This is a genomic window from Clostridium tanneri (assembly GCF_033659955.1).
GTDB lineage: Bacteria > Bacillota > Clostridia > Clostridiales > Clostridiaceae > Clostridium_AM > Clostridium_AM tanneri.
Map to the genome: position 1 here is coordinate 21,618 of NZ_JARUJP010000015.1, position 19,718 is coordinate 41,335.

19 protein-coding genes are annotated in these 19,718 nt (G+C 32.0%); 7 read left to right on the forward strand and 12 right to left on the reverse strand.

Features of this window, described 5'->3' with window-relative positions; genetic code table 11:
* Positions 1 to 42: 42 nt before the first annotated feature.
* From P8V03_RS12795 to P8V03_RS12805, 3 genes are all read right to left on the reverse strand, one after another.
* Positions 43 to 981 (reverse strand): SPFH domain-containing protein, encoded by a 939-nt coding sequence (locus P8V03_RS12795; protein WP_261672761.1) that lies wholly within the window; start codon positions 979 to 981, stop codon positions 43 to 45.
* Positions 982 to 994: 13 nt separating this feature from the next.
* A complete protein-coding gene (locus P8V03_RS12800) occupies positions 995 to 1,420 on the reverse strand; it encodes an NfeD family protein (protein WP_261672760.1) in 426 nt (141 codons plus the stop codon).
* Between the two features lie 75 nt (positions 1,421 to 1,495).
* Complete coding sequence (locus P8V03_RS12805) at positions 1,496 to 1,642, reverse strand: hypothetical protein (protein ID WP_318798392.1); 147 nt, start codon at positions 1,640 to 1,642, stop codon at positions 1,496 to 1,498.
* 453 nt (positions 1,643 to 2,095) lie between these two features.
* On the opposite strand from P8V03_RS12805, the gene P8V03_RS12810 reads away from it, so the two are divergent.
* Complete coding sequence (locus tag P8V03_RS12810; RefSeq protein WP_318798393.1) at positions 2,096 to 4,009, forward strand: NAD(+) synthase; 1,914 nt, start codon at positions 2,096 to 2,098, stop codon at positions 4,007 to 4,009.
* Positions 4,010 to 4,157: 148 nt separating this feature from the next.
* On the opposite strand, the gene P8V03_RS12815 is transcribed toward P8V03_RS12810, so the two are convergent.
* Entirely contained in the window at positions 4,158 to 5,243 is a 1,086-nt protein-coding gene (locus P8V03_RS12815) for an endospore germination permease (RefSeq protein ID WP_261672757.1), read from the reverse strand.
* 101 nt (positions 5,244 to 5,344) lie between these two features.
* On the opposite strand from P8V03_RS12815, the gene P8V03_RS12820 reads away from it, so the two are divergent.
* Entirely contained in the window at positions 5,345 to 6,745 is a 1,401-nt protein-coding gene (locus tag P8V03_RS12820) for a spore germination protein (RefSeq protein ID WP_318798394.1), read from the forward strand.
* Positions 6,742 to 7,863, forward strand: coding sequence for a Ger(x)C family spore germination protein (locus tag P8V03_RS12825; protein ID WP_318798395.1), 1,122 nt, complete (start codon positions 6,742 to 6,744; stop codon positions 7,861 to 7,863). The genes P8V03_RS12820 and P8V03_RS12825 overlap by 4 nt, the downstream gene beginning before the upstream one ends.
* A gap of 22 nt (positions 7,864 to 7,885) precedes the next feature.
* Here P8V03_RS12825 and P8V03_RS12830 read toward each other — a convergent pair whose 3' ends face one another.
* Both P8V03_RS12830 and P8V03_RS12835 read right to left on the reverse strand, forming a co-directional pair.
* Positions 7,886 to 8,308, reverse strand: coding sequence for a YaaR family protein (locus tag P8V03_RS12830; protein ID WP_261672754.1), 423 nt, complete (start codon positions 8,306 to 8,308; stop codon positions 7,886 to 7,888).
* Positions 8,309 to 8,487: 179 nt separating this feature from the next.
* On the reverse strand, positions 8,488 to 8,685 hold the full coding sequence (locus tag P8V03_RS12835; protein WP_261672753.1) for an alpha/beta-type small acid-soluble spore protein: 198 nt from the start codon (positions 8,683 to 8,685) through the stop codon (positions 8,488 to 8,490).
* Positions 8,686 to 8,919: 234 nt separating this feature from the next.
* On the opposite strand from P8V03_RS12835, the gene P8V03_RS12840 reads away from it, so the two are divergent.
* The 3 genes from P8V03_RS12840 (at position 8,920) to P8V03_RS12850 (ending at position 10,335) form a co-directional block, all read left to right on the forward strand.
* Complete coding sequence (locus P8V03_RS12840; protein ID WP_318798396.1) at positions 8,920 to 9,105, forward strand: hypothetical protein; 186 nt, start codon at positions 8,920 to 8,922, stop codon at positions 9,103 to 9,105.
* Between the two features lie 168 nt (positions 9,106 to 9,273).
* The gene (locus tag P8V03_RS12845; protein ID WP_318798397.1) at positions 9,274 to 9,810 is read left to right on the forward strand and encodes a chromate transporter; all 537 of its coding nucleotides are present in this window, start codon (positions 9,274 to 9,276) and stop codon (positions 9,808 to 9,810) included.
* Entirely contained in the window at positions 9,811 to 10,335 is a 525-nt protein-coding gene (locus tag P8V03_RS12850; protein ID WP_261672750.1) for a chromate transporter, read from the forward strand.
* Positions 10,336 to 10,539: 204 nt separating this feature from the next.
* Here the strand turns inward: P8V03_RS12850 and P8V03_RS12855 are convergent, their stop codons facing one another.
* The 5 genes from P8V03_RS12855 to P8V03_RS12875 all read right to left on the reverse strand — a co-directional run bounded on the left by P8V03_RS12855 (position 10,540) and on the right by P8V03_RS12875 (position 16,878).
* Entirely contained in the window at positions 10,540 to 12,744 is a 2,205-nt protein-coding gene (locus P8V03_RS12855; RefSeq protein ID WP_318798398.1) for a methyl-accepting chemotaxis protein, read from the reverse strand.
* A 169-nt stretch (positions 12,745 to 12,913) separates the two neighbouring features.
* Complete coding sequence (locus P8V03_RS12860; protein ID WP_318798399.1) at positions 12,914 to 13,741, reverse strand: ComEC/Rec2 family competence protein; 828 nt, start codon at positions 13,739 to 13,741, stop codon at positions 12,914 to 12,916.
* 161 nt (positions 13,742 to 13,902) lie between these two features.
* Complete coding sequence (locus P8V03_RS12865; protein WP_318798400.1) at positions 13,903 to 14,772, reverse strand: CvfB family protein; 870 nt, start codon at positions 14,770 to 14,772, stop codon at positions 13,903 to 13,905.
* A gap of 181 nt (positions 14,773 to 14,953) precedes the next feature.
* Positions 14,954 to 16,225 (reverse strand): M14 family metallopeptidase, encoded by a 1,272-nt coding sequence (locus P8V03_RS12870; RefSeq protein ID WP_318798401.1) that lies wholly within the window; start codon positions 16,223 to 16,225, stop codon positions 14,954 to 14,956.
* Between the two features lie 149 nt (positions 16,226 to 16,374).
* Positions 16,375 to 16,878 (reverse strand): gamma carbonic anhydrase family protein, encoded by a 504-nt coding sequence (locus P8V03_RS12875; protein WP_261672745.1) that lies wholly within the window; start codon positions 16,876 to 16,878, stop codon positions 16,375 to 16,377.
* 219 nt (positions 16,879 to 17,097) lie between these two features.
* On the opposite strand from P8V03_RS12875, the gene P8V03_RS12880 reads away from it, so the two are divergent.
* Positions 17,098 to 18,171, forward strand: coding sequence for an FIST signal transduction protein (locus P8V03_RS12880; protein ID WP_318798402.1), 1,074 nt, complete (start codon positions 17,098 to 17,100; stop codon positions 18,169 to 18,171).
* A gap of 86 nt (positions 18,172 to 18,257) precedes the next feature.
* On the opposite strand, the gene P8V03_RS12885 is transcribed toward P8V03_RS12880, so the two are convergent.
* A complete protein-coding gene (locus tag P8V03_RS12885) occupies positions 18,258 to 19,622 on the reverse strand; it encodes an APC family permease (protein WP_318798403.1) in 1,365 nt (454 codons plus the stop codon).
* Positions 19,623 to 19,718: the final 96 nt, after the last annotated feature.

Genomic DNA, 19,718 nt, shown 5'->3' on the forward strand with positions numbered 1-19,718 from the left:
TAAAATATAAATTAATACTTTATATAATATGAAGAATTTCTTCTACTTATTACCCTTTAGCATCTCTGCTATTGCTGAAATACTTCCTAGAGATGATACTGCCTCATTTGGAAGTATTAATTTGTTTGCAGGATTTTTAGCCATTTCTTGAAGGGCTTCAACCTGTTTTAAGGCTATTACTGTTTCATTTGTACCAGATTCTATAATAGATTTATTCACCACTTCTATAGCCTTAGACTGCGCCTTTGCCACTTCTTCAATGGCTCTTGCCTTACCTTCTGCCTCAAGTAACTGAGATTCCTTTAAACCTTCTGCTCGTCTTATATTAGCTTCCTTCTCTGCTTCTGCTTGTAGGATTTTAGCCTGCTTTTCACCTTCTGCTCTAGCAATTTCACTTTGCTTTTGTCCTTCCGCCTGAAGGATTGCTGCTCTCTTATCACGTTCAGCCTTCATTTGTTTTTCCATAGCCTCTTGAATTTCTGCTGGAGGCATTATATTTTTAATTTCAACGGATAGAATCTTAATTCCATAGGCATCTGTTATGTCATCAACTACTCTCAAAAGCTCTGAATTTATCTTATCTCTACCGGATAAAACTTCATCTAAACTCATATTACCTACAATATTTCTCATATTAGTTATAGCGGAATAGATTATACCAGATTTATAATCTTCTATATTATATATAGCATCCCTTGGAGACATTACCTTATAGAATATAACATTGTCTACCGAAATCTTTACATTATCCTTGGTTATAACACTTTGTGGTTCGATATCTAGTATTTGCTGTTTTGTAGAAACCTTCCTTCTGACAAAGTCTGCAAAAGGAATTATTAAATGCCAACCTGGTTCTAACACCCTGTGAAACTGACCAAACCTTTCAACGATATTTACATATCCAGTATTTACAATCTTAATGGATGAAATCAACGTAGTAATTGCCATTATCAAAATAACCAATAAAAGAATTTTTCCCATTCTTAAACACCCCTTAAATTTTTTTAATAATAATTCTGTTTCCTTTAACCTCGGTAATTTTTACTTGGTCACCCTTTTCTATTGTCTCTCCATCATTTACTGCCTGCCAGTAAACTCCGTCAACTCTTATCTTTCCCTCTTCTAAAATATCCTCATCTACTGTTAGTATCTTTCCAACATAAGTTTCCTCTCTAACTGGAGTTCTTTTAACTGAGCTCTTTATAGTTCTTCTTGCTATAGGATAGCCCACTGCCATTGATATTCCGCTGACAACTATAAAGGTTATAAGCTGTGCTATAAAAGAAAAATCAAGGGTCTGCATAATAATTGCTGCTATAGCTCCCACAGTAAACCATACAAATAAAAAAGAACTTGTAGCAATATCTATAGCTAATGCTGCTCCTCCAACAATGAGCCATAGAATTATAGAACTAATCATAAGATCCCCTCCTTTATTAAATAAGTTATGAACTCCACCACTAACTAATTACTACACTATACTAAAACTAAATCACTACTTTTTATAATTTCCATCACTATCCTTATTTCCCCAATAGGCATCATTATAGTTAATCATTATATGCCCAGCAAGTAATATAAGTGCAATTCCTCCTAAGACTTGAAATGGCATAGAAGTAGCTAAATCTTTTAAGTATTCCATGATTCCTTCTCCTTCTTAGACCTTGATATAATTTTTCTTAATAGATTAATCTATATAATAATCATACAGCATGTCTTGTAATAAATAAAGTTGTAACTAATCACAATAAAGGTTATTTAATACCATATAACATGAATTTATACACTTTTTTAAGGACTATCTTTTATTATCTTGCATTTATAGTTATTTACATTATAACCCATCCACTTTTATAGCATAAGATATATCTTCTATGCTGTTATGACTAAATACTGATTAAGAACTTTATTTTTAATAATGCGTATACCATATAATATTACTTGCAAAAATAAAGTCTATAGATGTCTCTATTATATTAATCTATAATTTGACAATTACTACTTTATACTCGATAATTGAATTAAATAATGATACATTAATAGTAAAATCTATTATGGTTGTTTAATATATATTACATACTAAGGGGATGATATTTTGTCAACAGATGGCTTTATAAAAGTGGCTGCTGCATGTCCTGTAGTAAATGTAGCGGACATAGAATTCAATGTAAAAAATATAAAAGAATGTATAAATAGAGCTTTAGAGCAGGAAGCTAAATTAGTAGTTTTTCCAGAATTATCCGTTACTGCCTATACTTGTGCTGATCTTTTTACTCAAAAGCTCTTATTAGATAAGTCCTTAGAGGCTATTGAAGATTTATGCATTTATTCAAGAAAAAAGGACTTACTTATAGCAGTGGGAGCTCCTCTTGTGCACAAAAACTGCCTGTATAATTGCGCTTATATAATTTTTAAAGGAACAATTCTTGGAATAGTTCCTAAAAGCTACATACCAAATTATACTGAATTTTACGAAAAAAGATGGTTTACCGATGGAATAAATATAATTAGCAAAAGAACTGATTTATATTTCCAAGAAAATATTCCCTTTGGCACAAATCTAATCTTCACTAGTGGAATTTTTAAATTCGGTTTTGAAATATGTGAAGATTTGTGGACTGTAATTCCTCCAAGCAGTTATTTAAGCTTGATAGGTGCTAATATAATAGGAAATCTTTCTGCATCTAACGAAATTGTAAGTAAGGCAGATTACAGAAAGGATTTAGTTAAATCCCAAAGTGCCAGATGCATTTCCTCTTATATATACGCTTCCTCTGGAGTTTTTGAATCTTCTACAGATTTAGTTTTCAGTGGAGATTTACTTATAGGAGAAAATGGCGTTCTTCTAAAACATAATGATAGATTCCAAAGGAAAAATGAGATTATTACTTCTGTTATAGATGTAAGCAGGCTAAATAATCAAAGATTAAAGAATGTAAGCTTTAGAGATAGTGTAAAATTACTTCCTTTTGAAGCTTTAGAAATAAACTTTAAATTCAGCGATACAAAAATTACAAGCTTTGATAGGTATGTTGATAAACATCCTTTTGTACCTTCTGATGAGGCTCAAAGAGAGGTACGCTGTAGAGAGATATTTAACATACAGACTGCAGCCCTTGCTAAGAGAATAACTCATACAAATTTAAGAAAAGCAGTTATAGGTATTTCCGGTGGTCTTGATTCCACCTTAGCTCTTTTGGTTATTGTAAAGACCTTTGATATGCTTAATATACCTAGAGAAAATATTGTCACTGTAACTATGCCAGGCTTTGGAACTACCGACAGAACCTATAATAATGCAGTAAGTCTATGTAAACACCTAGGCACAGAATTTAGAGAAATTAATATAGTGGATGCCTGTCTTCAGCATTTTAAAGATATAAACCACCCTGTGGAAAAACATGATGTAACCTATGAAAATGTTCAGGCTAGAGAAAGAACCCAAATTCTTATGGATATAGCAAACAAAGAAGCTGGTCTTTTAATTGGAACTGGTGATTTGTCAGAATTGGCCTTAGGCTGGTGCACTTATAATGGGGATCACATGTCCATGTACAGTGTAAATTGTTCAATTCCTAAAACTTTAGTAAGATACTTAGTTCGCTATGTAGCCCAAAAAGAAGTGGAAAAAGATATTTCTGATATACTTATGGATGTATTAGATACTCCTGTAAGCCCTGAGCTTCTTCCAAAGGATAAAGAAGGAAATATTGCCCAAAAAACAGAAGACATAGTAGGACCTTATGAGCTTCATGACTTTTTCTTGTATCATTTCGTAAGACAAAGTGAAACACCTGAGAAGATACTATTTTTGGCAAAGGAAGCCTTTAAAAATGACTATGATGAAGATACCATTAAAAAATGGCTTGATATTTTCATAAAAAGATTTTTTACTCAACAATTTAAACGTTCAGCTATTCCTGATGGTCCTAAGGTTGGTACTGTAAGTCTCTCCCCTCGAGGAGACTGGCGAATGCCGTCAGACGCAAGTTATAAGCTTTGGCAATAATTGTAAAGGCACTAGTGAAACACTAGTGCCTTTTGTAAAAGGGAGAACTTTATATAAAGTTCATTCAGCGCATAATACTATGCTACAGTAAATTTATGTAGTAATTATTTAGTTTTTAATAACATTTTGTAAACTTTTTAATGATGCCTTAGCTTTTATTTTTCCTTCTTAATGCAAATATACTAAATATGGCTAAAGGCATAATAAGATAGCCTACTAAACATAAAAAGCTATAGAAGTTTAAAAAATTAAATAATCTAATTAAATTTTCACTTTCATAATAGGCAACAGCGTAGACCACAAGGGTAATGCTATAGGGTAAAAAATCCATATTATATAACTTTTCTGCTTTTAGCTCCTTCAGTACATTTATCAAAGCAAAAAAGGTTACAATATACTTTGCAAACCATCCCGCTAAAACCTGAAATATTACATAAAATTCACCACTGGCTATAAAGCCAAAATAAGATATTAACTGTGTTTGAATTAGTTTAGGGTATACAAGCAAATTTCCTCTCTCTATGGCAAAGGTTGTAATTATTCCATTTGTAGATGCTATAATCATTTGTACTACAAAAGCACTACTTATAAAGGCACATCGTCTTAAATTCTTGGTGCTTTTTATTTCCTTTAAATAAGCTATAGCTATAAAAATAGAACTGTAAAGCCCTATAACCTTAATTACTGCTAAGATAAATCCATAGGTGATTCCATTCTCCATAATTGGAAATAACCTTCTATAATCCTTAAAGGGTGCAGTTAAAAAATATAAATTAATACCGTTTATTATAGAAATAACTATAGCTATCATTATCACAACTATTGCGGCGTTTTTACCTTTTTTAATTATATATAAACCTGGCAGAGATACAAAAAATAATATGTACCATTGTGGACTTTCAATAAATAGATTAGTATGTATAACACTAGTTTCTACAGCAGCACATTCTACCATTGTTATAAATAACATGATTGCAAATAGAAACAGAAAAAGATTTCCAACTCTCTTACCTAGTGCCCCTTCAAATACCTCCTTTAGACTACTACACTTTTTCTTTGACCATACCTTCATAACATAATCGCAACTGATAATTATAATTAATCCAGCTGCTGCCACTACCAACCAGCTGTCTCTTCCCGCATTTTTCATAAATATGCCTGGGTAGGTTTTTAGTGAAACGATACCAGAAGCACATATTATAAAGAGCAAGTGCTTGTGACTGATTTTATCCATAGGCTACCTTCACTCCTTATGCTAAATATTGTCATAGCCATATTATTTACTAAATAGCGAATGTTATCCTCAAAATAACAAATACTAAAATGGGTGATGTTATGGATGAATATTTAGAATATATACTAGATAAGCTAAAAGACAATATTGACTTAAACCACAGACAAGTCCTTTGTAATAAAGGGATTATACACATGTTTTATATTGATAATCTCTGTAACGGTAAACTTATAAGTGATACTATAATTGCTCCTTTTATAAGAAAGGAAAATATAGAGGCAGATATTGACTTTATAAAAAAGGATGTAATATACAGCAGTTCTGTTGGAGAGATAAAATCTAAGGATGAAGCATTAATTCACATACTATCTGGTGACGTGGTTATCCTCTTTGATTTTATATGTGATGTAATATACTGTGAAGCTAAAGGTTTTAGTAAACGAAGTATTACTACGCCAATAACAGAAGCAGTTATAAAAGGACCTAGAGAAGGTTTTAACGAAGCCATAGTTGACAATATTTCACTAATAAGAAGGAAAATTAAGAACCCTGATTTAAAAATTGAAAGCCTATATGTTGGAGAAAAATCCAATACCATAGTTATGATAGCTTATCTTAAGGATGTTGCACCAGAAACTCTAGTAAAACATATAAAGGAAACTATAAATAATACAGAGATAGATTTTGTATTAGATGTAAATTATATAGAAGAAAGTATTAAGGCGAAAGGTACTTTTTTTGATACTGTAGGCTATACTGAAAAACCTGATATTGCTGCTTCAAAGATATTTGAAGGCAGAGTTGTAATATTAGTAGATGGAAGTCCTTTTGCTTTAACAGTTCCTTATTTTTTCTTTGAAAACTTTCAAATGGCAGACGACTACTATTTAAACAAATATTATACTAATGCAACAAGATTAATAAGGTTAGTAGCCTTCTGTTTAGCAGTATTATTGCCTGGCTTCTATATAGCAATAAACTCCTATCACTTTGCCCTAATTCCACTAGTATTTATATTTAGGCTGGCTTCTTCCAGAGCAGATGTTCCTTTTCCCTTGGTACTAGAGGTTTTCATAATGGCCTTCTTTTTTCAGTTGTTAAGAGAGGCTGGTATAAGACTTCCCCAACCAATAGGTCAGGCAATGAGTATCGTAGGTGCTTTAATATTAGGTGACGCTGCAGTTGGTTCTGGCCTTGCCTCTCAGAGTACAGTAATAGTTGTTGCTCTTTCTGCAATATCTTCCTTCTTAATACCTAAACTTTACTCTGGATTGTACCTATGGATTTTTATTGTAACAATATTGTCCTCATTGCTAGGGCTAATGGGGTTCTTTGCATCCTTTTTTATGTTAATTGCTCACATTGCTTCCTTAGATAGCTGTGGTTATCCTTACTTTATGCCTTTTGGTACCTCCAATGACTTTAAGTATAAAGACTTATTTATGAGAAAAGACCTTAAAAATATATCTAAAAATATTTTATATAAGGATGATAAAAAATGAAAAAAATTCTCTTATGCTTTCTTATACTTACCACAGTTTTATTTAGTGGATGCTTTAATTATAGAGATATAGATAAGGTCCTTTTCGTAACAGCTGTTATCGTAGATATAGATGGTAATGGCGATCCTATACTTTATATAGAAGCCTTCAAACCAAGCAGAGGTGGTCAAGGTTCTTCTGGAAAAGGAGAAAGAGTGCTATTTGAAGGAACAGGTAAGACTATCTTTGAAATAGTAAGAGATATAAATCTATCTTCAAGCTACAAACTAAACTATACCCAAAATAGAGGTATTATTTTTACTGAAAAAGCTGCCGAAAAAGGTTTAGAAAACTTTATAGACTTTTTTGATAGAGACCAAGAGCTAGTTATAAGAGCTGATATCGCAATTTTCAAAGGTGATCCTAAAAGCCTGCTAAATTCTAAGCTAAAGGAACAGGAGTATATTGGTTTATTTATACATGACTTAATTTATAATATATCTGCTTCATCTAGGGGAGTTGTTCTGAGACTTAATGATTTCCTAAATAAAATGTATACCCGTAATAACATTGCAGTTATTACTACTATAGCAATAAAAAAAGATCAGCCAGAGGATAAAATAGAGGTTTCTGATGCAGCTATACTCCGTGATTGTAAACTAGTAGATATGTTAGACAGACGTCAAGGAGAAGGTTATAACTTTTTAATGGATAACATAAAGGGAGGCACACTGGAGGTTACTAATCCAGATGCTCCTAACAAATTTATAACTCTTGAAATATTAAATAGTAAAACAATTACCAAGATAAATTATGATGGTAAAACAGTCCATTTAAAAAAGATAATTAATACACGAACCAGCATTGGAGAGGCTCAGGATAAACTTATATTTTCAAAGGATAAACTTAATAAAATAAGTAATAATGCAGAAAAAAATATATCTAGAGAATGTACGAGAATATATGAAGAATATAAAAAGAAGAATTTAGATATCCTTAATATAGAAGAAGAATTTTCTAGAAAATACCCTAAAAAAAAGATAGATAATGTACTGCTTAATAGCCAATTGGAACTGGAAGTGCATGTGGAGGTGGAAGGCTCTGCAGATAAAATGGACTTTAGATATGGAGGGAAGTAATCACTTCCCTCCATAGTCATTATTACTTATAAATATCAACTAAAAGCCCTGATATATCGTCGATAGTTGCTGCAACGTTTAGGTTATCCTTTTGCTCATTTACAAGCATTTGGGTAAGTTCTTCAAGCTTTTGATCAATGGTATCTACAGTTATAAAATACTGTGTCTGCCAGAAACTTATATCTTTTTTAACACCATACATAAAGCTTAGAACAGAATCTAAATACTCTTTTATCATTTTTTTATAGGCCTTTACATCAACATAGGATTTAGTTATAGCTAATCTATTTCCTTTCTTTTTTATATTATCAAACATCTCCTTAAGCTGCTCTTCTGACTTTTTCTGCATCTGTGAATTAAAGCTTTGAGAAAAGTCTTTTTTTACAGATAAATTCTTTTTCTCAGAAGGAACAGAAGCACTTCTTCCAACTCTGGATATTTCCATAACCCTACCTCCATACTTCATTATGTATATAAATTGTACTAATTTTCTTATGAAATATCTATATATAAATATTCGTATTATTATTAGTTATAGTTAAATATTTTTTCTTCTGAAAAACAACTTAAAAAATGAAGGTCAGATAGACTTAATCTATCTGACCTTATTATTGTAAATTCAAACTATACTAATCCTTTTTCATAAGCTTCTATCATCTTTTTAACCATGTTACCACCTACTGAACCAGCTTCTCTTGCAGTTATATCTCCATTGTATCCTTCCTTTAAGTCTACTCCAACCTCTCTAGCTGATTCCATCTTAAATCTGTCTAATCCTGCTTTAGCTTCTGGTACTAATACTCTGTTACTTCTGTTTGACATAATAACATTCCTCCTTTTATCCACCTATTATTTAATCCATCTTAATCTATTTTTTCTAAAGTCAAATTATAATGTTGCTTTTACAACTTAACTTTATGTTATAAGTTTGCACAGTTTGAGAAATAATACTCCTTTTAATTGAAGGTAAATATGTAAGTCTTTATTTAATTAGTATAAAAATAACTGCTATATTTTCTCTTAATTTGTACACCCTACTTATTGAGGTGAGTATTAATGGAAAACACAAAGAACAACAGAAATAATTATAATGAAGAATTTGCTACTGAACAGGATGTTTCAGGAGGAAAGACTCTAGAGAATCAAGTATCTAATGAGGAAATGCTTTATAGAAAAAAGGAAGAATATGATGCCAAATTTACTCTTTATAAAGGCTCAATACTTCCAGAGGATCAGCGTTAACAACCTTTTTTCTTAAAACCTCCAAAATTTCAAAATGACTAAGTAAAGAAGACTGATGAAAACTCAGTCTTCTTTACTTTTTTAATCTTATGATATAAAGTAATATTATGCAAAAAATTCTATAACTTAGTTATATATAATTTAAAAGTATAAAATGAGGTGATTTGCTTGAAAAAGCTTTTATCTATGTTTTCCAGCTTCTTTAAAATAGGAGCTTTTACCTTTGGTGGTGGTTATGCAATGATTCCATTAATTCAAGCAGAAGTAGTAGAAAACAAAAAATGGATTGAAAAGGATGAGTTTTTAGATATTCTCGTTATAGCTCAGTCTTTTCCAGGTGCTCTTGCAGTTAATACTTCTATATTTATAGGTTATAAAATAGGGGGAGCAGTAGGGGCTATACTAGCCTTACTAGGGACTGTTCTGCCTTCCTTTTTCATAATACTGCTTGTAGCTTCTTTTTTTATGCAGTTTAGAACTAACTACTATGTGGATTTAGTATTCAAAGGTATAGGGGCTGCAGTGCCAATGCTAGTTTTAATCGCAGTAGTTAGTCTTTCTAAATCAGTGGATAAAAATTATACAAACTTACTAATAGTCATTATAACCGTTGTCTGTATTACCATTATAGATATTCATCCAGTACTAGTCATAGTTGCATCTGGTCTGTACGGTTACATATTCTTCAGGAAGAAGGTGAAATAAATGCATACTATGTTGCAGATATTTTGGTCATTTTTCAAGATAGGTGCTTTTAGCTTTGGTGGTGGATATGCTATGCTTCCTTTAATAGAAAGGGAAATCGTTACTCATAGACAATGGATTAGTTATAAGGATTTTATCGATATAATAGGCATTTCTCAAATGACACCAGGCCCTATTGCCATAAACTCTGCTACCTTTGTAGGGTATAAAGTTTCAGGATTTCTTGGCAGCGCCGCTGGAACCATTGGAGTAACAGCTTTTTCCTTTATTCTTGTTTCTATCGCTACCCACTATATAATTAAATTCAAGGAATCGAAAACTATGAAAGCAGTGCTCCTTGGAATGCGCCCTGCACTAATAGGTCTTATTATATCTGCCTTCTTATCTCTTGCTAAAGAATCTTATCATGATATAAAGAGTATTATTATAGGTATTTTCATAATGGCTATCCTTTTATCTAAAAAAGTGCATCCTATTTTAACTATTGTGATTGCCGGTATTGCAGGCATATTGCTCTACAGATAAAATATCTCACAGTTTATACGTATAAAAGCAAAAATAAGGTTAAGTCCACTAGTTCATAAATCATGTGAATTATTTATATAGCTTATATACGTTGCCCATTATTCCATGAGCATACTATGAATTATAGAATGTATAAAAGTGGGATGAAAAGCCTTATTTTATCGACTTTTCATCCCACTTTTGTAAAGAAACAAGGGCAGTTATTTATTTAATTTTAAACTCTCCAGTAAGTCTCTGCAAATCTACTGCAATACCTTTTAATTCTTCTGCAGTTTCCGAAACACTGCTAATTACTATACCCTGATTTTCTATAGTTGCAAAAACTTCCTCTGCCGCAGCAACTGCTTCCTCTGTTATTGATGATATTTCCTCAACAGAGATTACAACTTTACATTTACTTTCATCTATTTTTTCTATACTTTCTGCAAGAGAATTTATTTCGCCGAAGATATTTTTTATTTCCTTGTCTATTGTTTCAAAATAATCACTTGTATTCTCAAGAGCTTCATTAGATTCTCCTAAAATTATATTAGCCCTATTCATTTTACTTTCAGTATCTATTATATCCTGTTGAATTTCAGCTATAATTTTTCCAATATCCTCTGTCGATAGGGAGGTTTGCTCTGCTAGCTTTCTTATTTCCTCTGCTACAACTGAAAATCCTCTCCCCATTTCTCCAGCACGAGCTGCTTCTATTGCTGCATTTAAAGCTAACAGATTGGTCTGTTCTGCAATATATTTTATGGTGCTTACTACATTACTTATGGAGCCGGATTTATTTGATAGTAACCCAATGCTGGATGAAACACCCTTAGTAATATTATTATTGATTTGAAATTTATGTTTTAAGTTATCAACGGACTCTGACATTTCTTTAGTCATATTATCTGTTTTATATACATACTCTCTTACCTTATTGGAACTATTTACTACCTTATCAATATCTTCTGCAAGGTCCATTAATTTACCTAATCCCTGCTGAGCTGTCTGCGACTGCTTACAAGCACCTTGTGCTAACTCATTTGTAGCTACTGATATTTCAGAAGATGATTTAGTTGTTTCATTCATTGCATAAGCTAAATTATTAGAATACTCTGCTGCCTTAGAAGAGTTATTTACTAAAGTCTCTACTATATTTCTTAAAAAAGCTCTCATATTCCCTGTTGATTTTGCAATTACTCCTATCTCATCTTTCCTGTAAGACAATTTTTCAAAACTTTCATCATAAACTAAATCTAGTTTTGCAGTTTTATCTATAAGTTCTGTAACCTCCATAATAGGATTAGCAATTACCTTTCCTACAATCCTAGCAACTATTACAGCTGCCACTATACCAATGATAATAAATAAGATAACCAGTAAAATTACAATATTCATCTGCTTAAGTACTTCCCTTTGAGGAACGTCTACTAACATAATATATCCGTTAACTAGATGTGTATAAACTAATATTTTATTATTATTTTGATACTTATAATCAACTATTCCTGATTTGTTTTTATTAATTTCCTCTGTTAGGAATTTTAGGCTTCCATTATCTATTTTAGCAAAATTATTATTTCCCTCTTGATTTTTTGAGGCTTTAGTTACAGTATCCACATCTTTATTTACTTCTTTCTTTAAGAGTTTAGCCTTTATTGTACTAAGCAAACTAATCCTCTCTACTTCTTTAATTGATGGTTCTACTAAAAAATCATAATTTTTATTTACTAAAGCAATATACCCGCTGTCATATATACTTGTTGATTTTATTTCTTTTCGAAAGTAATCAAAGTTAATATCCATTCCTACTACACCAACTAAAACATTATTCTTATATATTGGAATAATGTATGATGTTATTGATATGTTAAGCTTTGAATCAACGTAAGGGTCAATCCATATTGGTTTTTTCTCTTTGATAGGCTTATAGTACCATTCCATGTCATTGTTATCCTGTGAAAATTCTTCTAGGGACTCCAGTGGATGTTCCTTAAATTCACTATTGTCATTGTCTTTTACAAACCATGCACCGTATACCCCTTTGGCAAGCTTTGGGTTAATATAAAAATACACACTTTGTGCTCCGTTGGTAGTTTGTCCAAAACCTTTTACTATGTTTTTTATACTATTTTCATATTCCTTGCCATAGTTTATGTCTAAATCTAACCTTTCTATATCAACAGAAGAACTTATAGTTGTTGCTAGGTTTTCAACGGAGTTTTCCACATTTTCAATGGTTCCATTAAGCTCTGTTTCTTTGTTTTCTGCTACTAAAGAAAGATTTTTTTTAGCTAGATCTTTTATAATCCTACTACTTTTTACTATGCTAATTCCTCCAACTATAATGGCTACCATAGTTGAACAGGTAACAATAGCCGCTATAATTTTGTTTCGAATATTTTTTCCTAGAAAACCTTTTAGTTTCATCCTTTGTTCCCCCTGATAAAGTTGCAACATGCTTTTTTAGACACTATTCTATTTTATTAGACAATTTATGCAATAGCAATATATTCTTATGGAAAATACGAAATAACTGTAAACTGCCACCTACTTAACAAAACAGATTTTAATTTTGTTATGTAGGTGGCCACTGTACTTATTCAATTCTCACATTAATTCCATCCTTTGAGCCTCTTATAAGTCCATTTTTTACAACTACATTTCCATGAAAATCTGTTCTAAATATGGTAGTACCCTTGCTATTTATTCTTTTTAAAATCTTCAAATCAGGAGTTCCTACACCATTGCAGGTAACTACTGCAATTTTTGCCTTTACTTTATTTAAAAACTTATCGGTGCTGCTGGTATTTAAAGAATGATGAGGTACTTTTAAAACATCACACTCTTTAAGCTCTCCGCTGTTAATCATATCTTCTTCCTCTGCCTTTTCACAATCTGCTGCAAATAAATACTTTATACCATCTATTTGTCCCTGCAGTACTAAAGAATTATTATTCTCTATTTTTTTATCTTCCCTAAAAGGTGCAATAGCTTTTAAGTTAACCTTACCCTGTTTTAGTTTAAAGTCTCTACTTATATATTTTACCTTTACTCCTTTTTGCACTAAGCTCTTATACAAATCATATTGCATTTCATTTTGATGAACAGGAAGAAAAACCTTAGCTACCTTTTTACTTTCTACTATTTTTAACAATCCACCATAATGATCATCATGATAATGGGTAAGTATAATTGCTTCAATATGATTTATTCCATTTTTGTTTAGATACTCTATTACCCTATTTTTATAGTAAGGTGCACCTGTATCTATCAAATAATTTTTATTGGGACTTCTTATTAAAATACAGTCACTTTGCCCAGTATCTATAAAATGCACTTCACATTCGTGGTGACCTGCAAAGGCAGTACTGCCGGTAAATAATATTACAATAAAAAAAATAAATGTAATTGCTTTCCTTCTCATTTTTTCACCTCCAGAAAGTCTATTACATTTATTTTCTGTATTATATAGAACTTATATCCTTTTTAAAATTTTCCATATATCCATTCAATTTTAAGTAATCTATCTCACTAAAAGAATGGTATATGTTGTTGCTGTATCTTGCCTAAGTTATATATTTTTTACTACTTTAATCTAGTTCCTTCTTCATCCTGTACAATTAATCCTTGTTTCATTAGTCCACCTAATGCATTTTTAAAGTAGTTTTTACTTTGATGGAATACCCTCTTTATATCTTCTGGAGAGCTTTTATCATTAAAAGTCATAAATCCACCATTCTTCTTCAAATAATTTAATATCTGCTCTTGAAGCTCTGTTCTTTCCTCTACAGCTCTTTTTCTAGGAGTAAGACCAAGCCTTCCATCGTCGTATATCTTTTTTACTCTTAATTTTAATTCATGGCCTTCTTTTAGCTCTGAAAAGTATTCATTAACTAGTATAACTCCTTTATAACTTCTATCTACAGCTATCATTGCACTACCGTTTGTTTGAAAGCCATAGACCACACCTGTAACTTCATCTCCAACCCTGTATTTATTCTTTTGTATACCTTCTGGATCTTCTGTATCTAGAGTATCTAAATATCTATCAATATCCGTGGTTGCAGCTATTCTTCCAGTTTTATCTAGGTATATGTAAAACAGATAACCATTTCCAACCTCTATGTCATATTTCTGCTCTTTAAAAGGAATAAGAACATCTCTTTCTAACCCAATGCTTACAAAGGAACCAATCTTACTCTTAGCTACTACCTTTAAATAAGCTATATCTCCAACTTGAGCTAGAGGCTCTCCTAAGGTTGCTATTATTCTATCCTTTGAATCTCTATATATAAATGCTCTAACTTCTTCTCCTTCTTGTAAGTCCCTACCTAATGCACTTTTGTTGGGTAAAAGTACATCGTCACCAAGTCTTCCAGTACCAGCATCTAAATAGTATCCAAAGTCTGTTCTTCTAGATACTTTTACAGTATTAAATTCTCCTATGTTTATCATTTATTTTTCACTCCTTACATTTCACCATTATCGTAATTACTGCTCCTTATTATATACTATTATTGCCATAGTTACTATAGTTTATAAACCTTAAAATAGAGATTTCAAATCAAATCTAGCACAAAAAGCCGGCAAAATAACGCCGGCTAGTTAAAAATAAATATTAAAAGAGTTCTAACCTCTAAATTACTGCTGCTAACAGTAGTAACTCCTCATTATCCCTATAAATCTTATTAAACTGACTTATCGGAAGTGGATTTCTTCCTCTGCCTACTTCTATAGTGTACCCTGGTCTTCTATACTCTTGAATAAACCAATCCTTATATCCTGAATAAGAGGTTATTCCTGTTGTTTCTGATAGGGCATAGCCGCTTACCTGTGAGAATAGGTTTCCTATTCTTCTAGCTTCAGGAGGAGTAAGTGCCCCATACTGCCAGTATATAACTTCTCCCTGGCTGTGGTATGCAAGTACCAGCCTAAAGTTATGACTTCTTGTAAAGTTTACTACAGTTTTAGTTTCTGGTTCAGATTCAGGGAAAGGACCAGAATATCTGGTAGGTCCCGGTCCAAATACACCATAACTTGCCTCTGCCTGCTTTGATAACTCCCAGGATGCATTATAATTATGATTTAAATCTACTCCTCTTGTATTTGCCTGCCAATTTTGCGAAAAATCTGTACTGCCTTTATTCCACTTTATCAAATCATTATAGAAAGGATTACTTCTCTTCAAGCCGTTCAGCACCAAGTCAATTCCATCTGGATTTACCATTGGCATTATATATATACTACTTCTATTCCATATATCTGCTATGTTGTATCCGCCTATACTACGACCCTCTGAATAAGCCTTAGCAAAGTTTTCTGTAAACTTCATTAACAGAGGAGTAGTAATCCACTCTAATGCATGGTGAGACCCATTATAGAAAACCTGATTTGGTCCTGTACCAAGTCTTATATAGTAAAGGTTTCTTCCAAGTACGCTTTTTCCTGCAACTCCAACAGTGATAAATGGATACCTAGCCTTAAGTCCATCTAAATCTTTTCTTAAAATCTCATAGGTATAATTAATGTTTGTATCTACCACATCAATACCATAGGGAACAATAATAGTACTGCCTGGAATAAGAGCAAAGGGCTCTATGCCTGGGTTTGCTACTATTATTTTATATACCTGAGTATAGTACCTTCTAGCAATATCATACAAAGTATCTCCAGGTCTTATAGTATAAACATCATATCCAAGCATAAATCTCTCTAAAGCATTATAAGTAGCTGGGCCTACAATTCCATCAGCAGTTAACCCATTATCCCTTTGAAACTGCCTTACCGCTTCTTCCGTTTGCCTTCCATACACCCCATCAATTGGTCCTGGATTATAGCCAATCTTACTTAAAACTGCTTGTATTTCCATTACTTCTGTTCCTCTAGAACCTAATCTATAAACCGGCATAATAAACCACCTAAAAATTAATTATCAATATTATGTTATACTAGCACTTACATTTAGGTGACTATCTGAGTAGAAAATCCCTAATTATTTTAAATAAAAAACAGTTAGAACTTTGGGTTTCTAACTGTTTACTTTAAATTAAAACTATTTTACTTATACTCTTTAGCTTCATCTATATAATGCTGTGCTGCTTCTCTAATAGACATTCTTTCCTCTTCAGTAAGCTCACGAATAACTTTGGCTGGTGATCCCATACATAAAACTCCTGAAGGAATCTTTTTATTTGCAGTTACTAAACTTCCTGCTCCAATCATAACTTCTTCGCCTATCTCAGCTCCATCTAATATTATAGATCCCATACCTATCAATGAAAAATTACCGATTTTGCATCCGTGTAAAATTACGTTATGTCCTACAGTTACATATTCTCCTACCACTGTAGGAGTACCTTTTATATTAGCATGAACAGTGCTGTTATCCTGTATGTTGGAGCCCTTTCCTATATAAATAGAATTGCTGTCCCCTCTCACTACTGCTCCAAACCAAACACTAGCATCTGCTTCTAGAGTAACCTTTCCAATAACCTCTGCAGTATCTGCTACAAAAGAGCTTTCATGTACTTCTGGTTTATTTTCCTTAAAGTTACGTATCATATCTTTCCCACCTTTCAACCAAATTAAATTAATAACTAAACTTTATACCTACTATTAAAATTATAACTAATTTTTATGTGAAATAAAACCAATAGTAATTGATTATATACTGCTTTTATGATAACTTACTAGTATACTTTGGTAAAAATACTAAAAATAAAAACTAGTAAGATATGCTAGCATTTATAGAATAAATATTAAAATCGGAGGGGTTATATCTTGTATTTAAAATCGTTAGATGAACTAAAAAAGTATGTAAAAGACTTATCTGTAATACCTGGTGAAGAGCTAATGATACTAACTGCTGAAAAATCATCAATTTATGTAAATGAATTAATAGAATACCTAAATAAAGAAGACATAAACTTTTTTGGAGGCATATATCCAAGACTTCTCGTTGGAGACAAAAGTTTACAGAATGGTTTTATCATTGAAAAATATCAACCTCTCTATTCTTCTATAGTACTTCCTTATTTAATGAGATTTAAATTAGATGTGAATACTCTAGAAGATTGTACGGCATTAGTTTTAGTAGACGGTTTATCAAGTCAAATGAAAGACCTAACAAATACTGTTTATAATAAATTAGGGAATAATGTTAGTTATATTGGCGGTGGAGCTGGATACTATGATTTAACACAAAGACCTTGCATATTCAATAATAAAGGAGTCTTTCAAGATGTACTTTATGTTTGTATTATAAAATCCCCAGTTAAAATTGCAGTAAATCATGGTTGGAATAAGCTTGAAGGACCTTTTCACATAACCGAATCCAGATCTAATATACTTTGCAAATTAGATAGTTATAATGCCTTCGATGTATATAGAGATATAATTGAAGATGAAGAAAAAATTACTCTTTATAAATCAGACTTTTTCATTTACGCTAAGGATCACCCCTTTGGAATTGTAAAAAGAGGACAAACTAACCTAGTTGTAAGAGATCCTATAGCCTTAAATGAAGATAACGAAATTATTTGTGTGGCAGATATACCTGAAGATAGTGACTTATACATACTTAAGGGAGATATTAATTCACTTTTAAGTTCCTCACTAGACATTGCAACAAATTGTGCTTCAAATGCACCTGAAAAATATATTCCTCTACTATTCGACTGTATTTCCCGTGCAATGTTTTTGGAGGAGCGTTTTGAAGAAGAGCTCACAAATATTCAAAGCAAATTTAAATACACTGTTCAAGGAGCCTTGTCCATAGGTGAAATCGCCTCTAGTAATAATGGTCAATTAGTAATTCATAATAAATCTACTATATTAGGACTTCTTTCAATTTAAAGGTTTAAAAGGCTAGATGAAAAATAAATTCATCTAGCCTTTATAAATTTCTATTTTAGGTTTATATCATAAATGTTACTTACAAATTATGCTACATTTTTATTGTTAAAATTTCTTATATCCTTAAGTCCCTCTTCATCCTTTAGTCTCATATATAGGTAGAAAGGAACTCCAAATAACATAAGCAAGAAACCATACAATACTGTTTCTGCACCGGAACCATAAATAGCCCATACAGAATAAGTAAACCCTATTAGTGGTACAATAGAACTTTTTATGAACTTCCAAACATTAAAGCCTTTTTCCCTTTTTACCAAAAGAATTATCTCTGCTGCAGCAGTACTTGCATACACTGGAAGATAGGATAGCGTTGCTAATAAAATCATGAAATTAAAAGCGGAAAGTAATGACTGCGTATAGTTCATTAATAAAAGTATATTTGTAAGCACTGCATTTATTATCAATGAAACATGGGGTGTTTTGTACTTTGAGTGAACTTTAGCAAATATCTCTGGAAAAACTCTGTCTACTCCAGCTGCATAGGACATCCTCGCTGTTGTTAAAAGCCAGCCTACAACGGAACCAAGTACACTTACTATAGAAGCTAATAATAAAGCTTTGGTAATACCATTTCCAAAATATTGAGCTAATATATCAATTATTGGCGAAGTACTCTTTGCTAAAGTTTCTTGAGGCATAGCTCCCATAGCAAAGAAACTTATTAGCATATAAGTTATAACAGCAATAGAAATTCCTAAAATCGTACTTAATTTTATGTTTCTCTCAGGATTTTTTATCTCACCTGCTGTCACTGTGGCAGTTTCAAAGCCTGTAAATGCCCATAAAGTTGCCGCTGCTGCTGCTGGAAGGGTATTTATTCCTTTCCCTTCTGGAAATGCCGGTGTTAAAAACTCTGGATTAAAATGATAAGCAGTAACACCGACGAAAAACATAAATAAAAATAGCTTAAATATGGTTATAACTGTTTGAAAAAAAGATGCTTGCCTAACTCCTACAATATTTAATATTGTAAATATCCATAAGATACCACTTGTGTATAAAAATGCATAGAGACCATTATTATGTATAGCAGGAATCATCGTCGCCGTATAGCTTGCAATAGAGGTAATTATTGCAGCATTACCAATCCAAGAAGCTGTCCAATAAAGCCATGCATTTAAAAAGCCCATAAAACCGCCAAGAGCGATTTTTGAATACTCATAAGGCCCTCCTGTCTTAGGTATTTTAGATCCTAAATTACCAAAGGAAAGTGCTAAAAATATAGAACCTATCCCTGTAAGTGCCCAAGCCAAAAGAGTAGAACCTGGACCAGCTGCATTAGCTAAGGTTGCTGGAAGCATAAATATGCCGGAACCTATCATGTTGCCTGCTACCAGAGTAGTGGCCACTAGAAGTCCCATCTCTTTCTTTAAACCTGCCTCTTTTTGCATTTGAATCCTCCTCTTTGTATAAAATTAAACAACGTTGTTACTTTATCATAGCACATTAAGTGAGTTAATAATTTTTCTACATTTTATTGCAAAACA